The sequence below is a fragment of the Streptomyces sp. NPDC029836 genome (assembly GCF_055574495.1).
The window spans coordinates 132,533-149,378 of the sequence record NZ_JBVHZI010000003.1; the positions used below are offsets into that span (position 1 = coordinate 132,533).

The following is a 16,846-nucleotide window of genomic DNA, read 5'->3' on the forward strand; positions in this document are numbered from 1 at the left end:
TACGTCAGCAAATAATGAAGGGGCTTGAAGGATGTCACTCCTGCACGTTTCCAGCACCCTCGGACGAGTCGGGTCGCTCGGGCAGGACCAAGTCCGCGTCGGAACTTTGAATTTCCGCTGTTTTCGTTGCGGTTTTCTTGGCTGCTATCACCTTCGTGGTGGAGACGATCGCCTCGCTCCCGAAGTAGGCCAACACGACGGTCTGGACGATCCACCGAAAATCGTCGAAAGTCTCGTTTCCGTAGCCCTGACTTGCGTCGGCCAATGCCCTAATCGTGAGAACAAATGTCAGCATCACTAGGAAGGTCAGCAGGAAGCTCGAAGCAATCGCGATTCTGGCGCGGCGCGAAGCTACGTAGAATCCGCCGTACGAGACAACTGCAACTATCACCAGTGACATCCCCGCCACTGGCTCCCAAGGCACGGCCCTTGTCCAGTTATTTGCGTAGGAAATCCAAAGCATGGCGTGACCTGCGGCCCCGGCAATAGTGCATACGCTGACGGTCCACCAGACTGGCGCGTTTGATACTCGTTTGCGCAAGCTCATGGCGATTCTCCTTCGGGGGCAGGATGGCCGGAAAATCCAGGGCTGCCATGGAGCGCGCGCCTACTAAAATCCTAAGCCCGCCGCCCGTTGAGCGCCCCTCGGTCGCACCGCAACAGACAGGAGGCTGCGCCATTCCCGGGGAGTATCTTTCGCTCACCAATGTTGATCTAAGACGACCAGCACATCACTCGTTTGGGTGGAGTGCAGAGAAGAAGTACCGGCCAGAAGCGATTGCCGGGGCGGGCGAAGTGGTGGCCCGTCGCGGCGGAGAGGAGCCCCGGATTGATCCCGCAGAACAGCACACGCAGACCGCCCGCGACCACGTCCGGGAGGACGCGGTCGCGGGCGGCATCGAGCTCGTCGGGGGTCAGAGGATCGACCCCGGCGCGTACCCGGCGGCCTCCGGGTGCTGCTTCGCGATCGCCTCGATGCGGGAGACCACGGTCGCCACCTGGTCACCCGCGGCGCCGGTGAACGACAGCTTGTCGGCCATGAGGGCGTCCAGCTGGGCGCGGTCCAGGGGCATCCGCTCGTCGGCGGCCAGCTTCTCCAGGAGCTCGTTGCGCTCGGCGCCCCGCTCGCGCATGGCGAGGGCGGAAGCCACCGCGTGCTCCTTGATGACCTCGTGCGCGGCCTCGCGGCCCACCCCGGCCCGGACGGCGCCCATCAGCACCTTGGTGGTGGCGAGGAACGGCAGGTAGCGGTCCAGTTCGCGGGCCACGACGGCCGGGAACGCGCCGAACTCGTCGAGGACCGTCAGGAAGGTCTCCAGCAGGCCGTCGAAGGCGAAGAACGCGTCGGGCAGCGCCACGCGGCGGACCACGGAGCAGGACACGTCGCCCTCGTTCCACTGGTCGCCGGCCAGCTCGCCGGTCATCGACGCGTAGCCGCGCAGGATGACCATGAGGCCGTTCACACGCTCGCAGGAGCGGGTGTTCATCTTGTGCGGCATCGCGGAGGAGCCGACCTGGCCGGGCTTGAAGCCCTCGGTGACCAGCTCGTGGCCGGCCATCAGGCGGACCGTCTTCGCGATCGAGGAGGGGGCGGCGGCCAGCTGCACCAAGGCGGTGACCACGTCGTAGTCGAGCGAGCGCGGGTAGACCTGGCCGACCGAGGTGAACGCCTGCGCGAAGCCCAGGTGGCCTGCGATGCGCCGCTCCAGGTCGGCGAGCTTGGCGGTGTCGCCGCCCAGCAGGTCGAGCATGTCCTGGGAGGTGCCGACCGGGCCCTTGATCCCGCGCAGCGGGTAGCGCTCCAGCAGGTCCTCAAGGCGGGCGTAGGCGACCAGCAGCTCGTCGGCGCCGGTCGCGAAGCGCTTGCCCAGGGTGGTCGCCTGGGCGGCCACGTTGTGGGAGCGGCCCGCCATGACCAGTTCGGCGTGCTCCCCGGCCAGCTTGCCGAGGCGGGCGAGGACGGCGACGGTGCGGTCCCGGGCCAGCTCCAGCGAGAGCCGGATCTGGAGCTGCTCGACGTTCTCGGTGAGGTCGCGGGAGGTCATGCCCTTGTGGACGTGCTCGTGTCCGGCGAGGGCGTTGAACTCCTCGATCCGAGCCTTCACGTCGTGCCGGGTGACCTTCTCGCGTTCGGCGATGGAGGCGAGGTCGACGGTCTCCAGGACGCGCTCGTAGTCGGCGAGGGCGGCGTCCGGGACCTCGATGCCGAGGTCCTTCTGGGCGCGCAGCACGGCGAGCCACAGCCGCCGCTCCAGCGTCACCTTGTACTCGGGGGACCACAGGACGGCGAGCTCCGCGGAGGCGTAGCGGCCGGCCAGGACATTGGGGATGCGGGGCTTGGCTGTCACGTGGAGGAATTCTACTTGGGCCGCGGCTGTGCGTTCACGCAGGTCGGGACACCGTCCGCGATGGTGCTTTGCTACGAGACCGGCGAGGTCCCGAAGGGCAGCAGCTCGGCGCGCTTCGGCGGCAGGCCGTCGCCCGAGGACCGGCCCGTCAGGCGGCGGCCGATCCAGGGCAGGAGGTGTTGCCGGGCGAACCGCAGGTCCTCGGTACGGCGGGCGGGCCAGCCCATCGCGACGGCGGCGGGCAGGGGCGCGCGCCAGTCCTCCTCCTCGGGCAGCCCCAGGGCCTGCCAGACGGCCTCCGCCACTCGGCGGTGGCCCTCGGCCGTCAGGTGCAGCCGGTCGACGTCCCACATGCGGGGCTCCGCGAGGACGGGAGCCCCGTAGAGGTCCACCAGCAGGGCGCCGTGCCGCTCGGCGAGCTCGTCGAGGATGACGTACAGCTCTTCCATGCGCGGGCGGAAGCGGGTCATGACGGGCCCGTTGCGGCCCGGCGAGCGCATCAGCACCAGCTGCCCGCACGAGGGGGCGAGCAGCTCGACGGCCTCCTCCAGGTGGCCGCGTACCCGGCCCATGTCCACCTTGGGCCGAAGGGTGTCGTTCAGTCCGCCGACGAGGGTCACCACGTCGGCGCCCATCGTCGCGGCCACCGGGGCCTGCTCGCCCGCGATCTGCCCGATCAGCTTCCCGCGCACGGCGAGGTTCGCGTACCGGAAACCGGGCTCGCGCCGTGCGAGACGGGCGGCGAGCAGATCGGCCCAGCCCCGGTAGGAGCCGTCCGGGAGCAGGTCCGACATGCCCTCGGTGAAGGAGTCGCCGACCGCGACGAAACTGGTGTAGGACGCATTCATCTCCATGGCGGGAGCGATGCTACCGCGCGGTACCCGGCGTCCGCAGCCCCGGGGCCCGCCCGCTCCCCGCCCGCCTCAGGCGGAGGCCGGCCTGCCGAACAGCTCGCGCAGGACGTCCTCCATCGTCACCAACCCCGTCATCACGCCGTCCGCCCCCAGCACCGCGGCCAGGTGCGTACGGCTGCGGCGCATGGCGGTCAGCACGTCGTCCAGCGGGGTCTCCGCCCGGACCTGCGCGATCGGGCGCAGCGCGGACGAGGGGAAGGGGGCGTCCCGCTCGGTCACGTCCAGGGCGTCCTTGACGTGCAGGTAGCCCAGGATCCGGTGTTGTGGATCGACCACCGGAAAGCGGGAGTACCCGGACGCGGCGGACAGCTGCTCCAGTCCGACCGCGGTGATGCCCAACCGGGCCGGAACCACCTGGTCCGCGGGCAGCACCACATCGGTCACCGGCCGACGGCCCAGTTCCAGGGCGTCGTGGAGCCGTTCGCTCGCCCGGTCGTCGATCAGCCCGGCTTCACTGGAGTCCTTGACCATCCGGGCCAGCTCGTCGTCCGAGAAGGTGGCCCCGACCTCGTCCTTCACCTCGACCCGCAGCAGCCGCAGCAGGAGGTTGGCGAAGGCGTTGATCGAGAAGATCACCGGCCGCAGCGCCCGCGTCACGGTCACCAGCGGCGGCCCCAGCAGCAGCGCGGTGCGCACGGGCTCGGACAGCGCGACGTTCTTCGGCACCATCTCGCCGAACAGCATGTGCAGGTACGTCGCCAGGGCCAGCGCGACCACGAAGGAGATCGCGTGGGTCAGCCCGGACGGCACCCCGACGAAGTCGAACACCGGGGTCAGCAGGTGCGCGATGGCCGGCTCGGCCACGATGCCCAGCACCAGGGTGCACAGCGTGATGCCCAGTTGGGCCGCCGCCATCATGGCCGAGACGTGTTCCAGGCCCCACAGGACCGCACGCGCCCGCCGGTCGCCCTCCTCGGCGTACGGTTCGATCTGGCTGCGCCGGACGGAGATCAACGCGAACTCCGCGCCGACGAAGAAGGCGTTGACGACGAGGGTCGCCAGGCCGATCAGCAACTGGATCACGGTCATCGGGACTCCTCCGTTCCCCCGCCGTCGACGGCTGTGACCGGCACGTGCAGCAGGACGCGCGCGGCCCGCCTGCCGCCGGCGTCCACCACGTCGAGCTGCCAACCGTCCAGCTCCAGCCGGTCGCCTACGGCCGGGATCCGCCCCAGCTCGGTGGCGATCAGCCCGGCCAGGGTCTCGTACGGCCCGTCCGGCACGTGCAGGCCGATCTGACGGAGCTGGTCGGTGCGGGCGGCGCCGTCGGCGGAGTAGAGGGGCCGGCCGGCCGCGTCCGTACCGGCGGGGGCCAGGTCCGAGGTCTCGTGCGGATCGTGCTCGTCGCGCACCTCGCCGACGACCTCCTCGACGATGTCCTCCAGCGTGGCCACCCCGGCCGTCCCCCCGTACTCGTCGATGACGACGGCCATCGTCCGCCGGCCGGACAGCCGGTCCAGCAGCCGGTCCACGGTCAGCGACTCGGGGACGAGGAGCGGTTCGCGCAGCAGCTGCGACACGGGACGGCGGTGCCGTTCCTCGGCGGGCAGCGCCAGCACGTCCTTGATGTGGACGATGCCGACGACGGTGTCCAGGCTGCCCCGGTAGACCGGGAAGCGGGACAGGCCGGTCGCCATGGTCGCGTTCGCGACGTCCTCCGCGGTGGTCTGCACGTCCAGGGCGGTGACCTGCACGCGCGGGGTCATCACGTTCTCGGCGGTCAGGTCGGCCAGGTTCAGGGTCCGCACGAACAGCTCGGCCGTGTCCTCCTCCAGCGCGCCCGCCTTCGCGGAGTGCCGGGCGAGCGCGACGAGCTCCTGCGGGCTGCGGGCGGACGCCAGCTCCTCGGCCGGCTCCATGCCGAACCGCCGGACCAAGTGGTTCGCGGTGGTGTTCAGGTGGCTGATCAGCGGCCGGAAGGCCCGGCTGAACACCCGTTGCGCGGTCGCCACCCGTTTGGCGATCGCCAGCGGCGAGGAGATCGCCCAGTTCTTCGGCACGAGTTCGCCGACGACCATCAGGACGACCGTCGACAGCGCGGTGCCGAGGGCCAGGGCGGTCGAGGACGCGGCCGAGGCCGACAGGCCCATGGCCTCGAACGGACCCTGGAGCAGCGCGGCGATCGACGGCTTGGACAGCATGCCGATGACCAGGCCGGTCACGGTGATGCCGAGCTGGGCGCCGGACAGCTGGAACGTCAGGCTGCGGACGGCGGTCAGGGCGCTGTCCGCGCCCCGCTCGCCGCGCTCCACGGCGCGTTCGAGTTCGCTGCGCTCGACGGTGGTCAGCGAGAACTCGGCCGCGACGAAGACGCCGCAGGCGGCGCACAGCAGCAGCGCCAGGACGAGCAGGAGCACTTCGGTCATCGGGTGATCACCTCCGTCCCATGATCAGTCAGACGGAGGAGCGGCGCGCGGCGTCGTGAGGACGCGCGCGCAGGCCGGGTACCGCGAGGCTCGCCCATGGACGGACGCTCACACCCCTTCGGTCGTGGGCGATCGGACGCGCCCGGGCGACGGGCCCGCCGCCCGGGCAGCAAGGACACACCCCAGGAGAATGACCGCCCTTCCGGCCCGCATGCGCGGATGGTGGGATGAGCGCATGAACGATCTGCGCATCGCCACCGCCTCGCCGGCCGACCTGACCGCCGTGTTGGAGTTCTGGAAGGACGCCGCCGAGGGGACGAGCATCAGCGACGACCTCGCCGGCGTCGAGCGGCTGTACGCCCGGGACCCCCACGCCCTGCTGTTGGCCCGACGGGGCGGGGAACTCGTCGGCACGCTGATCGCGGGGTTCGATGGCTGGCGCTGCCACCTGTACCGGTTCGCCGTCCATCCGGCCCACCGCCGGCAGGGCATCGGTACGGCCCTGCTGACGGCCGCCGAGGAGCGGTTCGTGGCCCTGGGCGGCCGACGGGCCGACGCGATGGTGCTCGGCGGGAACCAGGACGCGCACGGCGCGTGGGACGCGGCCGGCTACCACCCGCAGGACAGCTGGTCGCGCTGGGTCAAGCCGCTGACGGCCTGACGCCGGTCGGCCGGACGGGTGACGGGGCCGCCCGGTCCGGATCAGGGAACGCGGCGGGCGGAGCCGATCACGCAGTACGAGGTGGGGAGGGCAGGCCCGCGCTCGGGCAACCGGAAGGCGCGCTGCGACACGATCCGGAACCCGGCGGCCTCGATCGCCGCGAGCGGGTCGCGAGCGGTGTGACAGCCGCCGAACAGGCGGGGCCAGACGGTCCGGTCCAGCCCCCGCTGGACGGCGGCCATTCCGGGGCCGGGCGCGAGCCCGTGCTCCAGGAACCGCAGCTCGGCCTCGGGGCGCAGCACCCGGTGGAGTTCGGAGAGGGCGCGCGGCAGGTTGCGCACGGTGCACAGGACCAGTGAGGCGACGGCGGCGTCGAAGGCCTCGCTCTTGACGGGCAGGGCCTCCGCCACCCCCGGTACGAGGTCCACGGGCACCTCCGCGCGCAGCGCGGCCGCGGCCGCGAGATGGCGCAGGGTGCGTTCCGGTTCGACGGCGACGACCTCGGAGACGGCGCGGGGGTAATGGGCGAAGTTCAGCCCGTTGCCGGCGCCGATCTCGATGACGCGACCGGACACGCCGTGCAGCAGCTCGCGGCGCAGGGCGGCCATGCCGGCGCGGGTCTCGGCGGCGGTGCTGGCGCGGGCGTAGAACCGGGCGAAGTGCGGGTGGTGGACCGGATCGGGGGGAGGTGCGGGCATGGCGGCCTCCGGGCGCGTAGCGGTACGACGGGACGGCTGACACGGGCGCGCGTGCGCTGCGGGGCTGTTCCCCGCGTCGGCCCACCGCGAAACCGCTCCGCGACCAAAGCGGCCGGGACACGCCGCCGCCGGTCGGCGACGCGCTCCGGCCGCACGGAACCCTGTCCTCCCGAGGCGACGGCGGGCGACCGATCCCGACCGGGAATCGGCTCCCGGCCCGGCAGGCCGGTCGGTAGGGCCGGGTCCCGGGCATCGCGCGAAGGTCGGCAGGTCCGGCGCCCCGTCCACCGGCCGGGCAGGCGCGCCACCCCGTCCACCGGCCGGGCAGGCGCGCCGTCCCGGGCCCATCGGGTGGGCCGGGCGTGGCCGGCCGGTGGACGGCCCGGGCGGGACGTCCCGCACCACGGGCAGGCCGATCGGGCCCGGCACCCCCGGCAGCGGGGCCGGCTTCCCGTGACGACGGCCGCCGGGCGGGCCTCCCGTGACGACGGCCCCCGGCCCCGGGCACGCACGCGCAGGCCGTGGACGTCGCTGGACCGCCCACCGGGCGGCAAGCCCGGAACGACCCCAACGTCAGCCCCCGGACGGTCCCGGTACGGGCGGTGCCCAGTGGGACATGAAGGAGGCTGCCTGCCACGTGCCGTGCAGGGGCGGCGCCAGCCAAGTCGGCGCGGCTTCGCGGAAGCGGGCCGGGGACAGCGCGCCGGACGACTCGGGAACCGCGCCGAGCAGCGGGATCCCGGCGGACGAGGGGAGGTCGGCGAGGTTGCAGCGGGAGGCCAGGTCGGGGTCGGCGGGCCAACTGCCGACGACCACACCGAGCGGGGTCAGCGCCCGGGAGCGCAGGGCTTCGACGGTCAGGGTGGTGGCGTTGAGCGTGCCGAGTCCGGCGGGCGCCACCACGAGGACCGGGGCCGACAGCAGCCGGGCCGCGTCGGCCAGGGTGTGGCCTTCGGGGTCGAAGCGCACGAGCAGCCCGCCCGCGCCCTCCACCAGCACGAGGTCGTGCCGGGCGGCGAGCCGCTGCGCCGCCTCGGCGATCGCGGCGGGGGACAGGGCCGGCAGGCCGGAGCGCCGGGCGGCGGTGTCCGGGGCCAACGGCTCGGGGTAGCGGGCCAGTTCGAGCGCCGTCACCGAGGGGCCGGCCAGGCGTACCGCCTCGGCGGCGTCCCCGGGCTCGTCGGGACCGACGCCGGTCTGCGCCGGCTTGAGCACCGCCACCGAGAGGCCGGCCGCCACAGCGGCCGCGGCGACGGCGGAGGTGACCACCGTCTTGCCGATCTCGGTGCCCGTGCCGGACACGATGAGGATGGACATGGTGGGCCTCAGCCTTCCCGGGCCGCCGCGACGACCGCGCGGCCGATGCGGGCCACGTCGGCGTCGTCGGTGACGAACGGCGGCATCGTGTAGATCAGGTCGCGGAACGGGCGCAGCCAGACGCCTTCCCGGACCGCGGTCCGGGTCGCGGCGGCCACGTCGACCTGGTGCGTCAGCTGGACCACGCCGATCGCGCCCAGTACCCGTACGTCCCGGACCCCGGGCAGGTCGGCCGCCGGGGCCAGGCCCGCGCGCAGGCCGGTTTCGACGCGCTTGACCTCGGTCGTCCAGTCCTGGCCGAGCAGCAGCTCGATCGAGGCCAGCGCGACCGCGGTGGCGAGCGGGTTGCCCATGAAGGTCGGCCCGTGCGCGAGCACCGGGACCTCGCCCCGGGAGATGCCGTCGGCCACGCGGGAGGTGCACAGCGTCGCCGCGAGCGTGAGGTAGCCGCCGGTCAGCGACTTGCCCAGGCACATGACGTCCGGGGTGATCCCCGCGTGGTCGGCGGCGAACAGGGCGCCCGTGCGGCCGAAGCCGGTGGCGATCTCGTCCAGGATCAGCAGGACGTCGTACTCGTCGCAGAGTTCGCGCAGCACCCGCAGGTGGTCCGGGTGGTGGAAGCGCATGCCGCCCGCACCCTGCACGACCGGCTCCACGATGACGGCGGCCAGCTCGTCCGCGTGCGCGGCGATCAGGGACCGCAGGTGGGCGACGTACGCCGGATCCACCGGTGTGTCGAAGCCCCCGGTCGGGGCGTCCGCGAAGACCTGCCGGGGCAGGTGGCCCTGCCACAGCTCGTGCATCCCGCCCTCGGGATCGCAGACGGCCATCGGCTGCCAGGTGTCGCCGTGGTAGCCGCCGCGCCAGGTGAGCAGCCGGGTCTTGCCGGTGCGCCCCAGCGAACGCCAGTACTGCAGGCACATCTTGACGGCGACTTCGACGGAGACCGAACCGGAATCGGCGAGGAAGACATGCTCCAGGCCCACCGGGGTGATCTCGACGAGCTTGGCCGCGAGCCGGACGGCGGGCTCGTGGGTGAGCCCGCCGAACATCACGTGCGACATCTTGCCGAGCTGGGCCGTCGCGGCCTCGTTCAGCACCGGGTGGTTGTAGCCGTGGATGGCGGACCACCAGGAGGACATGCCGTCGACGAGCTCGTCCCGCCCCTCGGCCGGGGCGCCCAGCCGGAGCCGGACGCCCGAGGCCGAGGCGACGACGAGGGGCTCCTGCCGCCCCGGCATCGGACCGTACGGGTGCCAGACGTGCTGCCGGTCCAGCGCCAGCAGCTCGGCGGCCGGCAGCGGGTCGGGCCGGTGGTGCTGGTGGTGCGGGTGGTTCTCGTCAGGCATTGGGGGCGAGGTCCGTTCCCGTCCCGCGCCGACGGACGGCCACCAGCTCCGGGCGCACCTCGCCGGCCGCCGCCTGGGCGGGCGCGGCCTCGGCGGCGTCGCCGGAGGCGGCGGCGGCCACCGCGGCCTCGGCCGCGACGGGCTCGGCGTGCCCCGAGCAACCACCGCAGGCGGAACCGCACCCGGCCCCGGCCGCGCCGGAATCGGCGTCGGACGCCGCAGCGGATCCGGAGCCGCAGACGGAACCGCCACCGGAGCCGCAGGGGCTGCCCGGGGCGGCCGCGGCGCGCGCGCCCGCGACATCGGAGCGGTGCTTCGGGAGGGTCGTCGTACCGGCGCCCTCCACCTCGAAGCCCGCGTCCGCGATCATGTCGAGGTCGGCCTGGCCGGCCTGGCCCTCACTGGTCAGGTAGTCGCCGAGGAAGATCGAGTTGACCAGGTGCAGGGCCAGCGGCTGCATGCTCCGCAGGTGGACCTCGCGGCCGCCCGCGAGACGGACCTCGACGTCGGGGCAGACGAAGCGCACCATCGCCAGGATCCGCAGGGCGCGCTGCGGGGTGAGGTTCCACTCCTTCGCCAGCGGGGTGCCCTCGAACGGGATCAGGAAGTTGACCGGTACCGAGTCGGGGTCGAGCTCGCGCAGCGAGTAGACGACGTCGACGAGGTCCTCGTCGCTCTCGCCCATGCCCGCGATCAGCCCCGAGCAGGCCGACAGGCCCGCCGCGTGGGCCTTCTGGACGGTGTCGACGCGGTCCGCGTACGTGTGCGTCTTGGTGATCTGGCCGTAGGTGGCCTCGGACGTGTTGAGGTTGTGGTTGTAGGCGTCGGCGCCCGCGTCGCGCAGCCGCTCGGCCTGACCGTCGGAGAGCAGACCCAGGCAGGCGCAGACCTCGACGCCCTCGTTCTGCTCCTTGATGGCGGCGATCGTCCTGCCGACGCGGTCGACGTCCCGGTCGGTCGGACCGCGGCCGCTGGCCACCAGGCAGACCCGCTTGGCGCCGCCGGCGACACCGGCCGCCGCGGCCTCGGAGGCCTCCTCGGGCTTGAGCCAGGTGTACTTGAGGATCTCGGCCTTCGACCCCAGCCGCTGGGAGCAGTAAGAGCAGTCCTCGGGACAGAGCCCGGACTTCAGGTTGACCAAGTAGTTCAGCTTGACCCGACGGCCGAACCACTGGCGGCGCACCTTGCCGGCCGCGGCCACCACGTCGAGCAGGTCGTCGTCAGAGGTCGCCAGCACGGCGAGTGCCTCATCGCGGGTCGGCAGCTCGCGCCGCAGTCCCTTTTCCACCAAGGTGTTCAGCAGGTCCATGAGGCTGATCCTGAACCACGCGACCACTCCCGGCCAAGGAGAGAATGAACAACATGGCCGGAACGGAGTGTGTGTATCGCCACACCTGGCGCGCGGGGTCCGGCGGCTAGGGTCTTTCTGATCTGTGGACTGCCGACAAAAATCGAGGACCCGCCGATGCCTGAACACGCCCCCGAGCCCTCGGACGTCTTCACCTGGATCGACGAAGCCGAACGGGCCCGCGAGCGGGCCGGGCTGGTGCGGACCCTGCGTCCGCGGCCGGCCTCCTCGCCGCTGCTCGACCTGGCGAGCAACGACTACCTGGGGCTGTCGCGACACCCCGAGACGGTCCGGGGCGCGTGCGAGGCGGCGGAGCGCTGGGGCGCGGGAGCGACGGGGTCCCGACTGGTGACGGGCACGACCGAGCTTCATGCGGAGTTCGAGCGGGAACTGGCGGCGTTCTGCGGCTTCGAGGCCGCTCTGGTCCTTTCGTCCGGATACGCCGCGAACCTGGCCGCCGTGACGGCGCTGAGCGACCGGGGCACCCTCGTCGTCTCCGACGCAGGCAACCACGCCTCGATCGTCGACGGCTGCCGGCTCTCGCGCGCCGAGATCGCGGTCACCCCGCACGGGGAACCGGAGGCGGCGCGCAAGACCCTCGCCGCGCACGACGGGCGCGCGTTGCTGGTCAGCGACTCCGTCTTCTCCGTCGACGGGGACGCCGCCCCGCTCCCCGGGTACGCGGCGGCCTGCCGGGCGGAGGGCGCGGCGCTGGTCGTGGACGACGCGCACGGGCTCGGGGTGCTGGGCGAGGGCGGCCGGGGCGCGCTGCACGCGGCGGGACTCGCCGGGGCGCCGGACGTGGTCGCGACGGTGACCCTCTCGAAGTCCCTGGGCAGTCAGGGAGGCGCGGTGCTGGGGCCGGCCAAGGTGATCCGGCACCTGGTCAACACCGCGAGGACGTTCATCTTCGACACCGGGCTGGCCCCGGCCGCCACGGGCGCGGCGCTGGCGAGCCTGCGACTGCTCCGACGTGAGCCGCAGCGCGCGGACCGGGCCCGGGAGGTGGCCGCCCTGTTGTTCGAGCGGCTCACCGCGTCCGGCCTGACCGCGGCCCGGCCGGACGCGGCCGTGGTGTCGGTACGGGCCCCGTCGGCTTCGGCGGCACTGCGCTGGGCCGCCGACTGCCGCGAGGCAGGTCTGTCCGTGGGGTGCTTCCGCCCGCCGTCGGTGCCGGACGGCATTTCCCGGCTGCGGCTGACGGCGCGCGCCGATCTCACGGGGGACGAGATCGGTCGGGCCGTGGAGACGATCCTGCGGACCGCTCCGGCGGGGGCCACGGACCCGCGGGCACTACGGGGCTGAGCCGGACCCGGGCCACCGGGCCGGGTCGTTCAGCCGAGCCCGTCCGCCCGTACGGCCGCGAGGAAGCCGTCCCAGGCCGGCCCGGTGAAGAGCACGGCCGGACCGTCCGCCCGCTTGGAGTCGCGGACGGCGAGCAGACCACCGGTGAGGGCGGCCGCTTCCACGCAGTTGTTCATTCCGGTGCTGCGGCTGCTCCGCCGCCACCGCGCGCTGTTCAGAAGTCCGCTGGTGGATAAGGGGGTTGCGGACACGGGGGTGCCTCCTTACGCGTCGTCAGCGAATGAGCTGATGAGATCCGACGAGTCACGGGGCGGGAGGGCGTGCGCCTGGATGGTGCGGAACGCGGCGCTGTACGCGTCCAGGTCTTCCTTCCGCTCCAGATAGAGGCTACTCGTCAAATGGTCGAGTACCACCACATCCAGATCAGCGATGCTCGGAAATGAGAAAATTACGAACGGTCCGGTGAGGCCGAGATGTCCCCCCACGCTGAACGGCAGTACCTGCAGACGCACTTGGGGCAGCTGCGCCACCTCCACCAGGTGCCCCAGCTGTTCCTTCATCACCCCCGGCCCGCCGATCTGCCGGCGCAGCACCGCCTCGTCCAGCACCGCGCTCAGCTCCAGCGGCGGATCCGCCCGCAGCACCGCCTGCCGGGCCAGCCGTACGTCGACCAGCGCGTCCACCTTCGGCTCCGGCAGACCCCCGAGCGCGGCCCGGGTCACGGCCCGCGCGTAGTCCGGGGTCTGCAACAGGCCCGGGACCACGGAGAGTTCCACCGTCCGGGCGGCGCGGGCCCCGGCCTCCAGGCTGATGAAGTCCCGGTACTCCTGCGGCAGCAGCCCCCGGTAGTCGTGCCACCACTGGCGACCCCGCCCGGTGTCCGCACCCGCCGCGGGCCCGGCCGCCGAGGCGCCCAAAGCCTCCAGGAGCGCCCGTTGCTGCACGCTCACGACCTCCCCGTAGGCGTCCAGGAGCAGCCGGATGTCCTCCGCCTTCACGCCACTGCGACCGGTTTCGATGCGGCTGATTTTCGACTGGTGCCATCCCACGATCCGGGCGACCTCACCACTGGTGAGCCCGGATCGGTCGCGAAGGGAACGCAGTTCCTCGCCGAGCTTGCGCCGACGCACCGCGGGACCGTGCTGCATAGCCGTTCTCCTTCCACCGGCACAGCTCGCACCAGTCTGACGTCCAAATAGGCTCTTCCGTAGCAGAGTTCACCGCATCGAGCGACAGATATATGCATATCTTGGGGGATCGGGGGATTCGGCGGCACGATGGGTGGCACTCTGGCGCTCAGCGTAGATCCGGGGCGGCTCCGCCCCGGTGGGAAAGGGACGTCGCCATGGCAGATCACCAGGAAGCATCCATCACTCTGCCGAGCGAGCCGGTCTCGGTCGCCGCCGCCCGCCGCTACGTGGCGGAGGTGCTGAGCGCGTGGGGTCTGCCCGAGGACGCCGCCACCGCGGACAGCATCCGGTTGATCGTCTCGGAACTCGCCACCAACGCCGTGCAGCACACCTTCGGCCAGTCGCCCACCTTCACCGTCGACGTCCGCCTGGAACGCGAGGAATGGCTGCGCGTCGGCGTGACGGACAGTCACCCCCGCTGGCCCAAGCGGCTCCCGGCCGCCGTCCAGCAGGACAACGGCCGCGGCATGGTCATCATCCGCTGGCTGGCCGCCGAGGCGGGGGGCCGGCTTTCGGTCAGCCCGACCGAGGACGGTGGCAAGACCGTGTGGATCGCCCTGCCCTGGCGCCCCGTGGACGCGTCGGCCGTCGGGGTCGCCCGCGGGTGCTGACCGGTGGCGCCGCGCCCCGCCCGTGCGGGGGCGCGGCCGCCCGCGCCGCGTCCGACGCGCCGGACCGGGTCGAGGGCTGACCCTCCCCGTGTCCCGCGCCGCCGGCCCGTATACGGAAGCCGGCCCGGGGAGCCTCCCGCGTCGAATCGGGTGCCTCACCGAAACGTGCGTTAACGCGGTGGAAAAGTGCGCGCCCTACCGTCGAACCCGTGGCGTTCCGTCAAAGATCACCCATGGTGCGGCAAAGCGACGGTGATGGGCGAGGAAAGCCTCCCCCCGCGTTGGGCAAGTCCTGCTTGGCGCGGATATGTGCAGGTCAACGAAGCGTTGAAGGCGGCTACGGTCATCCCCGGCGCGATGTTGATCATGTCCTGGAAGCTTGGTGATACGTGTGCGACTGACACCACATGAACAAGAGAGACTCCTCATCCACGTCGCTGCCGACGTGGCCGAGAAGCGGAGGGCGCGCGGCCTCCGGCTGAACCACCCCGAGGCGATCGCGCTCATCACCTCGCACCTCCTCGAAGGGGCCCGCGACGGACGGACCGTGGCCGAGCTCATGACGTCCGGCCGGACCGTCCTGCGGCGCGACGAGGTCATGGAGGGCATCCCCGAGATGATCCACGACGTCCAGGTCGAGGCGACCTTCCCGGACGGCACCAAGCTCGTCACCGTCCACGATCCGATCGTCTGAGGGGGAGTACCGCATGATCCCGGGGGAAATCGCCTACGGGGACGGTCCGGTGCGCCTCAACGAAGGTCGGCCCGTCACCCGCATCACCGTACTCAACGCCGCCGACCGACCCGTCCAGGTCGGCTCGCACTACCACTTCGCCGAGGCCAACCCCGGCCTCGACTTCGACCGTGGGGCCGCGCACGGACTGCGCCTCAACATCGCCGCCGGCACCGCCGTCCGCTTCGAGCCGGGCATCCCGGTCGCCGTGGAACTCGTACCGATCGGCGGCCTCCGGCAGGTCCCCGGACTGCGCGGCGAGACCGGAGGGCCGCTCGATGGCTGAGCTCTCGCGCCAGGTGTACGCGCGCCTCTTCGGGCCGACGGCGGGCGACCGGATCCGGCTCGCCGACACCGACCTCTTCGTGGAGATCGAACAGGACCTCAGCGGCGGTCCCGCCCGCTCCGGCGACGAAGCCGTCTTCGGCGGCGGCAAGGTCATCCGCGAGTCCATGGGCCAGGCCCGCACCACCCGCGCCGAGGGAGCCCCCGACACGGTGATCACGGGCGTGGTCGTCCTCGACCACTGGGGCATCGTCAAGGCCGACATCGGCATCCGGGACGGCCGCATCCGCGCCCTCGGCAAGGCCGGCAACCCCGACACCATGGACGGGGTGGACCCCGCCCTGGTGATCGGCCCCGAGACCGAGATCATCGCGGGCAACGGGAAGATCGTCACCGCCGGCGCCATCGACGCGCACGTGCACTTCATCTCCCCGACCGTCATCGACGAGGCCCTCGCCTCCGGGATCACCACTCTCGTCGGCGGCGGCACCGGCCCCGCCGAGGGCTCCAAGGCCACCACGGTGACGCCCGGCCCCTGGCACCTCGCCCGGATGTTCGCCGCGCTGGAGGCCCATCCCGTCAACATCGGCCTGCTCGGCAAGGGCAACACCATGTCCCGCGAGGGCATGTACTCCCAACTGCGCGGCGGAGCACTCGGGTTCAAGATCCACGAGGACTGGGGGGCCACCCCCGCCGTCATCGACGCCTGCCTGAACGTCTGCGAGGACACCGGCGCCCAGGTCGCGATCCACACCGACACCCTCAACGAGGCCGGATTCGTCGCCGACACCCTCGCCGCCATCGCCGGCCGGTCCATCCACTCGTACCACACCGAGGGCGCGGGAGGCGGGCACGCTCCCGACATCATCACCGTCGTCTCCGAGCCGAACATCCTGCCCAGCTCCACCAATCCGACCCGGCCGCACACCGTCAACACCGTCGAGGAACACCTCGACATGCTGATGGTCTGCCACCACCTCAACCCGGCCGTTCCCGAGGACCTCGCCTTCGCCGAATCGCGGATCAGACCTTCGACCATCGCCGCCGAGGACGTCCTGCACGACCTCGGAGCCATTTCCATCATCTCCTCCGACTCCCAGGCCATGGGCCGGGTCGGCGAAGTGGTCATGCGCACCTGGCAGACCGCCCACGTGATGAAGAAGCGTCGCGGGTTCCTGCCCGGCGACGGCCCCGCAGACAACCACCGGGCCCGCCGCTACGTCGCCAAGTACACGATCAACCCGGCCGTCGCCCAAGGCCTCGCCCGCGACGTCGGCTCCGTCGAACCCGGCAAGCTCGCCGACCTCGTGCTGTGGGACCCGGCCTTCTTCGGCGTCAAGCCCGACGTCGTCATCAAGGGCGGCCAGATCGCCCACGCCCAGATGGGCGACGCCAACGCCTCGATCCCCACGCCCCAGCCCGTCCTGCCCCGGCCCATGTTCGGCGGCCACGGCAGGGCGCCCGCGCTGAACTCCCTCAACTTCACCTCCCAGGTCGCCCTCGACGACGGGCTGCCCGAACGGCTGGGCCTCGGGAAGGAGTTCGCGGCGATCGAGAACACCCGCAAGGTCGGCAAGGCCGACATGCGCAACAACGACGCCATGCCGAGGGTGGAGGTCGACGCCGACACCTTCACCGTCTCCATCGACGGCGAGGTCGTGGAACCCGCGCCCGCCCGGGAACTGCCCATGGCCCAGCGTTACTTCCTCTTCTGATGGGAC

At 72.2% G+C, this 16,846-nt stretch carries 17 protein-coding genes and 1 pseudogene; 6 read left to right on the forward strand and 12 right to left on the reverse strand.

All coding sequences use genetic code 11. The features are described 5' to 3' along the window. Positions 1 to 34: 34 nt before the first annotated feature. The 6 genes and pseudogenes from ACZ4XJ_RS11480 to ACZ4XJ_RS11505 all read right to left on the reverse strand — a co-directional run bounded on the left by ACZ4XJ_RS11480 (position 35) and on the right by ACZ4XJ_RS11505 (position 5,628). Positions 35 to 547, reverse strand: a complete 513-nt coding sequence (locus ACZ4XJ_RS11480) for a hypothetical protein (RefSeq protein ID WP_468496018.1) — start codon at positions 545 to 547, stop codon at positions 35 to 37. Positions 548 to 759: 212 nt separating this feature from the next. Continuing rightward, positions 760 to 918 (reverse strand): annotated as a pseudogene (locus tag ACZ4XJ_RS11485) (uracil-DNA glycosylase family protein); the annotation flags it as partial. Beyond that, positions 915 to 2,348, reverse strand: coding sequence for an adenylosuccinate lyase (gene purB, locus ACZ4XJ_RS11490; protein ID WP_362883442.1), 1,434 nt, complete (start codon positions 2,346 to 2,348; stop codon positions 915 to 917). The pseudogene ACZ4XJ_RS11485 and the gene purB, both read right to left, overlap by 4 nt. A 71-nt stretch (positions 2,349 to 2,419) precedes the next feature. Beyond that, positions 2,420 to 3,202 carry an SGNH/GDSL hydrolase family protein gene (locus tag ACZ4XJ_RS11495; protein ID WP_468496019.1) on the reverse strand — a complete coding sequence of 261 codons (783 nt, stop codon included), beginning with the start codon at positions 3,200 to 3,202 and terminating at the stop codon, positions 2,420 to 2,422. A 69-nt stretch (positions 3,203 to 3,271) separates the two neighbouring features. Next, positions 3,272 to 4,291 (reverse strand): hemolysin family protein, encoded by a 1,020-nt coding sequence (locus tag ACZ4XJ_RS11500; protein ID WP_468496020.1) that lies wholly within the window; start codon positions 4,289 to 4,291, stop codon positions 3,272 to 3,274. Continuing rightward, positions 4,288 to 5,628, reverse strand: a complete 1,341-nt coding sequence (locus tag ACZ4XJ_RS11505) for a hemolysin family protein (RefSeq protein ID WP_468496021.1) — start codon at positions 5,626 to 5,628, stop codon at positions 4,288 to 4,290. Before ACZ4XJ_RS11505 ends, ACZ4XJ_RS11500 begins: the two co-directional genes overlap by 4 nt. Positions 5,629 to 5,863: 235 nt before the next feature. Here ACZ4XJ_RS11505 and ACZ4XJ_RS11510 point away from each other — a divergent pair, with 235 nt between their 5' ends. Beyond that, the gene (locus ACZ4XJ_RS11510) at positions 5,864 to 6,289 is read left to right on the forward strand and encodes a GNAT family N-acetyltransferase (protein ID WP_362883435.1); all 426 of its coding nucleotides are present in this window, start codon (positions 5,864 to 5,866) and stop codon (positions 6,287 to 6,289) included. A gap of 41 nt (positions 6,290 to 6,330) precedes the next feature. On the opposite strand, the gene ACZ4XJ_RS11515 is transcribed toward ACZ4XJ_RS11510, so the two are convergent. The 4 genes from ACZ4XJ_RS11515 to bioB form a co-directional block, all read right to left on the reverse strand. Further along, positions 6,331 to 6,987 (reverse strand): class I SAM-dependent methyltransferase, encoded by a 657-nt coding sequence (locus ACZ4XJ_RS11515; RefSeq protein ID WP_362883433.1) that lies wholly within the window; start codon positions 6,985 to 6,987, stop codon positions 6,331 to 6,333. Positions 6,988 to 7,560: 573 nt separating this feature from the next. Then, a complete protein-coding gene (gene bioD / locus ACZ4XJ_RS11520) occupies positions 7,561 to 8,304 on the reverse strand; it encodes a dethiobiotin synthase (protein WP_468496022.1) in 744 nt (247 codons plus the stop codon). Between the two features lie 8 nt (positions 8,305 to 8,312). Continuing rightward, positions 8,313 to 9,653: an adenosylmethionine--8-amino-7-oxononanoate transaminase gene (locus ACZ4XJ_RS11525; protein WP_468496023.1), complete on the reverse strand. Its 1,341-nt coding sequence runs from the start codon at positions 9,651 to 9,653 to the stop codon at positions 8,313 to 8,315. Beyond that, entirely contained in the window at positions 9,646 to 10,962 is a 1,317-nt protein-coding gene (gene bioB / locus ACZ4XJ_RS11530; RefSeq protein WP_468496024.1) for a biotin synthase BioB, read from the reverse strand. The genes ACZ4XJ_RS11525 and bioB overlap by 8 nt, the downstream gene beginning before the upstream one ends. 156 nt (positions 10,963 to 11,118) lie before the next feature. On the opposite strand from bioB, the gene ACZ4XJ_RS11535 reads away from it, so the two are divergent. Then, on the forward strand, positions 11,119 to 12,306 hold the full coding sequence (locus tag ACZ4XJ_RS11535) for an 8-amino-7-oxononanoate synthase (protein WP_468496025.1): 1,188 nt from the start codon (positions 11,119 to 11,121) through the stop codon (positions 12,304 to 12,306). A gap of 29 nt (positions 12,307 to 12,335) precedes the next feature. Here ACZ4XJ_RS11535 and ACZ4XJ_RS11540 read toward each other — a convergent pair whose 3' ends face one another. Next, entirely contained in the window at positions 12,336 to 12,557 is a 222-nt protein-coding gene (locus tag ACZ4XJ_RS11540; RefSeq protein WP_468496026.1) for a DUF397 domain-containing protein, read from the reverse strand. A 12-nt stretch (positions 12,558 to 12,569) separates the two neighbouring features. Next, a complete protein-coding gene (locus ACZ4XJ_RS11545) occupies positions 12,570 to 13,454 on the reverse strand; it encodes a helix-turn-helix domain-containing protein (protein ID WP_362883421.1) in 885 nt (294 codons plus the stop codon). A gap of 197 nt (positions 13,455 to 13,651) precedes the next feature. On the opposite strand from ACZ4XJ_RS11545, the gene ACZ4XJ_RS11550 reads away from it, so the two are divergent. The 4 genes from ACZ4XJ_RS11550 (at position 13,652) to ACZ4XJ_RS11565 (ending at position 16,840) form a co-directional block, all read left to right on the forward strand. Next, entirely contained in the window at positions 13,652 to 14,107 is a 456-nt protein-coding gene (locus tag ACZ4XJ_RS11550) for an ATP-binding protein (protein WP_383998940.1), read from the forward strand. A gap of 391 nt (positions 14,108 to 14,498) precedes the next feature. Beyond that, positions 14,499 to 14,801: an urease subunit gamma gene (locus tag ACZ4XJ_RS11555; protein WP_362876450.1), complete on the forward strand. Its 303-nt coding sequence runs from the start codon at positions 14,499 to 14,501 to the stop codon at positions 14,799 to 14,801. Positions 14,802 to 14,814: 13 nt separating this feature from the next. After that, positions 14,815 to 15,126 (forward strand): urease subunit beta, encoded by a 312-nt coding sequence (locus tag ACZ4XJ_RS11560; RefSeq protein ID WP_362876451.1) that lies wholly within the window; start codon positions 14,815 to 14,817, stop codon positions 15,124 to 15,126. Next, positions 15,119 to 16,840, forward strand: coding sequence for an urease subunit alpha (locus tag ACZ4XJ_RS11565; protein WP_468496027.1), 1,722 nt, complete (start codon positions 15,119 to 15,121; stop codon positions 16,838 to 16,840). The genes ACZ4XJ_RS11560 and ACZ4XJ_RS11565 overlap by 8 nt, the downstream gene beginning before the upstream one ends. Positions 16,841 to 16,846 lie beyond the last annotated feature (6 nt).

What these genes read in the sequence shown, in the direction of transcription:
- ACZ4XJ_RS11480 (WP_468496018.1), bottom strand. Translation starts at nt 547, where the DNA reads ATGAGCTTGCGCAAACGAGTATCAAACGCGCCAGTCTGGTGGACCGTC.
- ACZ4XJ_RS11495 (WP_468496019.1), bottom strand. Translation starts at nt 3,202, where the DNA reads ATGGAGATGAATGCGTCCTACACCAGTTTCGTCGCGGTCGGCGACTCC.
- ACZ4XJ_RS11500 (WP_468496020.1), bottom strand. Translation starts at nt 4,291, where the DNA reads ATGACCGTGATCCAGTTGCTGATCGGCCTGGCGACCCTCGTCGTCAAC.
- ACZ4XJ_RS11505 (WP_468496021.1), bottom strand. Translation starts at nt 5,628, where the DNA reads ATGACCGAAGTGCTCCTGCTCGTCCTGGCGCTGCTGCTGTGCGCCGCC.
- ACZ4XJ_RS11510 (WP_362883435.1), top strand. Translation starts at nt 5,864, where the DNA reads ATGAACGATCTGCGCATCGCCACCGCCTCGCCGGCCGACCTGACCGCC.
- ACZ4XJ_RS11515 (WP_362883433.1), bottom strand. Translation starts at nt 6,987, where the DNA reads ATGCCCGCACCTCCCCCCGATCCGGTCCACCACCCGCACTTCGCCCGG.
- bioD (WP_468496022.1), bottom strand. Translation starts at nt 8,304, where the DNA reads ATGTCCATCCTCATCGTGTCCGGCACGGGCACCGAGATCGGCAAGACG.
- ACZ4XJ_RS11525 (WP_468496023.1), bottom strand. Translation starts at nt 9,653, where the DNA reads ATGCCTGACGAGAACCACCCGCACCACCAGCACCACCGGCCCGACCCG.
- bioB (WP_468496024.1), bottom strand. Translation starts at nt 10,962, where the DNA reads ATGGACCTGCTGAACACCTTGGTGGAAAAGGGACTGCGGCGCGAGCTG.
- ACZ4XJ_RS11535 (WP_468496025.1), top strand. Translation starts at nt 11,119, where the DNA reads ATGCCTGAACACGCCCCCGAGCCCTCGGACGTCTTCACCTGGATCGAC.
- ACZ4XJ_RS11545 (WP_362883421.1), bottom strand. Translation starts at nt 13,454, where the DNA reads ATGCAGCACGGTCCCGCGGTGCGTCGGCGCAAGCTCGGCGAGGAACTG.
- ACZ4XJ_RS11550 (WP_383998940.1), top strand. Translation starts at nt 13,652, where the DNA reads ATGGCAGATCACCAGGAAGCATCCATCACTCTGCCGAGCGAGCCGGTC.
- ACZ4XJ_RS11560 (WP_362876451.1), top strand. Translation starts at nt 14,815, where the DNA reads ATGATCCCGGGGGAAATCGCCTACGGGGACGGTCCGGTGCGCCTCAAC.
- ACZ4XJ_RS11565 (WP_468496027.1), top strand. Translation starts at nt 15,119, where the DNA reads ATGGCTGAGCTCTCGCGCCAGGTGTACGCGCGCCTCTTCGGGCCGACG.